General features: G+C 26.7%; 4 protein-coding genes. 2 read left to right on the plus strand and 2 right to left on the minus strand.

Going from position 1 to position 3840, the window contains the following annotated elements:
* Positions 1-50: 50 nt before the first annotated feature.
* Positions 51-971, plus strand: a complete 921-nt coding sequence (locus tag CLCHR_RS23910) for a polysaccharide deacetylase family protein (RefSeq protein ID WP_079442437.1) — start codon at positions 51-53, stop codon at positions 969-971.
* A 14-nt stretch (positions 972-985) separates the two neighbouring features.
* Here CLCHR_RS23910 and CLCHR_RS23915 read toward each other — a convergent pair whose 3' ends face one another.
* Positions 986-2017 carry an anti-sigma factor domain-containing protein gene (locus CLCHR_RS23915; protein ID WP_079442438.1) on the minus strand — a complete coding sequence of 344 codons (1032 nt, stop codon included), beginning with the start codon at positions 2015-2017 and terminating at the stop codon, positions 986-988.
* A gap of 401 nt (positions 2018-2418) precedes the next feature.
* Here CLCHR_RS23915 and ispF point away from each other — a divergent pair, with 401 nt between their 5' ends.
* A complete protein-coding gene (gene ispF, locus CLCHR_RS23920) occupies positions 2419-2913 on the plus strand; it encodes a 2-C-methyl-D-erythritol 2,4-cyclodiphosphate synthase (protein ID WP_079442439.1) in 495 nt (164 codons plus the stop codon).
* Positions 2914-3030: 117 nt separating this feature from the next.
* Here the strand turns inward: ispF and CLCHR_RS23925 are convergent, their stop codons facing one another.
* On the minus strand, positions 3031-3627 hold the full coding sequence (locus tag CLCHR_RS23925) for a hypothetical protein (protein ID WP_182629436.1): 597 nt from the start codon (positions 3625-3627) through the stop codon (positions 3031-3033).
* Positions 3628-3840: the final 213 nt, after the last annotated feature.

Below are 3840 nucleotides of genomic sequence, written 5' to 3' on the forward strand. Positions count from 1 at the left end.
ATTATAAGAGATAATGTTAAACATTTAATTTGGAGGTGATTAATAAACTTATGTATGAAAAAAATACCTTAAGAAAAATTTTCAACTCTAATAAATTATTGATTATTATAATTGCTTTTTTTATATTATGTGGATATTTAATATATGCAAATTTTTTATCTAAAAAATTTATAAGCGACAACTTTTCTTCAATAAATTATTCAGATTTTAATACTAAAGAACTGCCAAACCAAAAATCTGATATTGATAGTAAAAATACCGCCTTACAATCTAGATCATTTAATACAAGTGAATTAGTTAATGATAATAGAGGTGTTCCTGTCTTATATTATCATTCTGTTAAAGAATCAGCTGATAATGAAGTTACTATAACTCCTAAAATGCTAAAACAGCAGCTTGAATACATAAAAGATCAAGGTTATACCACAATAACTATGAATGAATTAAAAGATTATTTATTAAATAATTCTCCAATCCCTAAAAAAAGTATGATTATTACTTTTGATGATGGTTATATGGATAATTATAATTATGCTTTTCCAATACTAAAAGATTTAAATATGGTGGCTACTATATTTTGTATTACATCTAATTTAGATGGTTCCTACTATTTATCAAAAGATGCTATAAAGGAAATGTCTGATTACGGAATAGATATCGAAAGTCATACTGTCACTCATCCAAAATTAGATGCTCTTTCCTACGAAGATCAATTGACTGAATTAAGAAACTCAAAAAAAACATTAGAGGAAATAACAGGTAAAGAAGTTAATTCTATAGCTTATCCTTTTGGTAATTTTAATGATGATACTATAAAAGCTTCAAAGAATGCTGGCTATATATTAGGATTTACTACTAAAAGAGGCTTTTCAGATAGGAATGACAATAAACTTAGACTCGACAGAATTTATATTAGCTCCAAATATAATATGGATACTTTCAAAGAAATTATAAATAAAACAGAAAAATAACTCCTGCGCAAGAGTTATTTTTCTGTTTTATTTTCATCTTCCGATAAATATTTAGGTAACTTCTGCTGATTACCTGCATTATTTATTACTATAGGAATTTTATTTTCAGTTATAATTTTATTTGTCTTATCAAATAATCCGTACTTTATCGCTTGTCCATTTATTGTAATTAAAGTTTTCTTACTTAAATCTAACATATTATTATTAATAGCATATTCGAAGGTATCAGCAATAGCCTCATCAACATCTTTATTTAACATATTAACATCATTAATAAGTTCTTTCCCCTTCTCCGTAGGTGAATATGCATATATAACTTTATTATATTTATTGATATGTATCTTAATGACTGATGTAGTTTCTATCACGACTATACTTTGAGCTCTTCTATATTCAATAATAATACCACTTACAATCACTATTAGGATTAATAAAAGGATAGAAATATGTATTCTATAATTTTTTAAAGTTTTTTTCAAACTCCCCTCACATACATCTCCTGGATTTATTTTATCATTAGTTTTTATTCTTAAAAATTCACCTTTTGACGTTACTATGTATGCAGATTTTTTTGATGACTTTATTACTAATCCTTTATATATCTGTTGTTTGTTATTTTTAACATATCCTCCATTGTTATCTTCTCTTAATACTATTCTCAGATAATCCTGTATTCCCCTATAGTTTGGATTAGATAATATCAAATAATAAGCTAGGATATAATCCCTCCACTTTTCTATGTACTCTGATTTAATTTTAGTTAATTTACTCAATCTCGATATAGGCAAATCTAATTTATTGACTATTATGTTAAGTAATTCATCATTTTCAATTATGTAATGTGCAACATTTAAAGCTATATTCCTATCAACTTCCTTTAAATTATAGTTTACTAAATCTTTAATCAAAACATTGTATTTAGTTAATTCTTTTAGAAATAAGGCTATCTGCCTATTTCTAGTATCTTCTGCCGAATCTCCTACTAATAACATTGATGGGATGGAAGCAAATATATATTTATCTTTAATAAAGTTTATATTTTCCATGAAATTAACACCCCTTTAAAATATTAACCCTTTATATAACTTCTTCATACTATGTTATTATAGCATAGAAAAATGCTTATCCATAAAGTTTTATCTGCCTAGCTTCTAATTTTAAAACAATATTTGGGAGATATTTTATGAAAGGAAAAGTAATATATGTAGATTTTATAAAAAAACATCGAATAACATTAGTGCGGTTTATTCTAAATAAAATTGTTAATTTATTATTCAAAAAATTAAATACGTCTAGAACTAAATATAAGAAAGATATCTATATGACTAAAAAGAAAAGCATTTCTAATTAATACATCAGCCAACGCTATATTATATTTAATTTATATAAACCTTATATTATGTTAGAATGTATATACATTACTAAAAACATTAAATGAGGTGAATATATGAGAGTAGGATTAGGATACGATGTGCATAAGTTGGTTGAGAATAGAAAGTTAATACTAGGTGGAGTTGAAATCCCGTATGAGAAAGGTTTATTGGGTCATTCAGATGCGGATGTTCTTCTTCATGCGATAATGGATTCTTTGTTAGGAGCATGTGCACTTGGAGACATTGGCAGACACTTCCCTGATACGGATAATAGCTTCAAAGGTATTTCTAGCATTAAATTACTTAAAGAAACCGGAATACTTATTCTCAAAGCCGGATATAAGGTAAATAATATAGATGCCACAATAATAGCTCAGAAACCCAAAATGCTTCCTTACATTGAAAATATGAGAGAAAATATATCAAAGGCTCTTAATATAGATATTGATTGTATAAATATTAAAGCTACAACTGAAGAAGGCCTCGGATTTACTGGTGAGCTGCTAGGAATTTCTGCTCAAAGCATAGCTTCTGTTGAAAATCACGAAAATTCTAAGATCTTGAAATAAAAATCAACTAAATATTTTCAATAAAAATAGAAGAAAAATTAGCTATAATTTCTCTTCTATTTTCTTATTATTAATTATAAATGATTATACGATACTCATTTGGTGCCTAATAACACCTTAAAATACTTCAGTTAAGTCTTTACACAAGACCTTTCTAAACTTCTCTCCTTTAACAGGATCGGTTGATGCACACTTGCAGATATCTTTCCATTCATCTATTTTCATATTTATCTTAGCTTCTAATTCTTCTTCTGTACCTGTTAATAGAGTAGATGAAATTACAAATTCGCCCAATTCCTCAGCGGTCCAAAAAATTTTAAAATATATAAATTCTCTGTTATCTCCCATCCATTTCTTGTTAAAGTCTATAACAAACTTTTTTAACTCTTCCTCTGCTCTATTAGATGGCAAATTCCATAAACTCCGCACAAATTCATAATCTCTTCTCATATTAAAAGCTGTATCCTTATTTATTTTCTTTTCTTTTTCTCCTTCACGTATAATCTTATCAACAGTTAAGCTTGGTATTTTAGTTACTAGTCTCTCTTTCCCATATATCCATCTATAAAAAGATTCCTGTAAAAATGAATATTGGATATATCCAATTATACTTTGAAAATTAGGGAAGTATCCCCATATATTATTTATCCCATTTCTATCTCCAAACATAAGACTATGAAAATAAATGCTTCTTTCAGTAGGAGGTTTCTGCATAAACATATGTCCCCTTATTGTCTTATTCTTGCTGATAACGTTTTCCCAAAAAGTTAATGAATTATAATTTTCCCTCACTTCTACTCACCTTCCCAATAAAAAATCTATAAGATATAATATATTATTAACTATCATTATATTATATGGTATGTAATACTCTATATTCCAAATTAATGTACTGTTTTAAAGAGACAATATCTCTTATTACTATAC

The sequence above is a fragment of the Clostridium chromiireducens genome, assembly GCF_002029255.1.
Classification (GTDB): domain Bacteria; phylum Bacillota; class Clostridia; order Clostridiales; family Clostridiaceae; genus Clostridium; species Clostridium chromiireducens.

Coding starts and splice junctions, on each gene's coding strand:
- CLCHR_RS23910 (WP_079442437.1), top strand. CDS start 51: ATGTATGAAAAAAATACCTTAAGAAAAATTTTCAACTCTAATAAATTA.
- CLCHR_RS23915 (WP_079442438.1), bottom strand. CDS start 2,017: ATGGAAAATATAAACTTTATTAAAGATAAATATATATTTGCTTCCATC.
- ispF (WP_079442439.1), top strand. CDS start 2,419: ATGAGAGTAGGATTAGGATACGATGTGCATAAGTTGGTTGAGAATAGA.
- CLCHR_RS23925 (WP_182629436.1), bottom strand. CDS start 3,627: ATGCAGAAACCTCCTACTGAAAGAAGCATTTATTTTCATAGTCTTATG.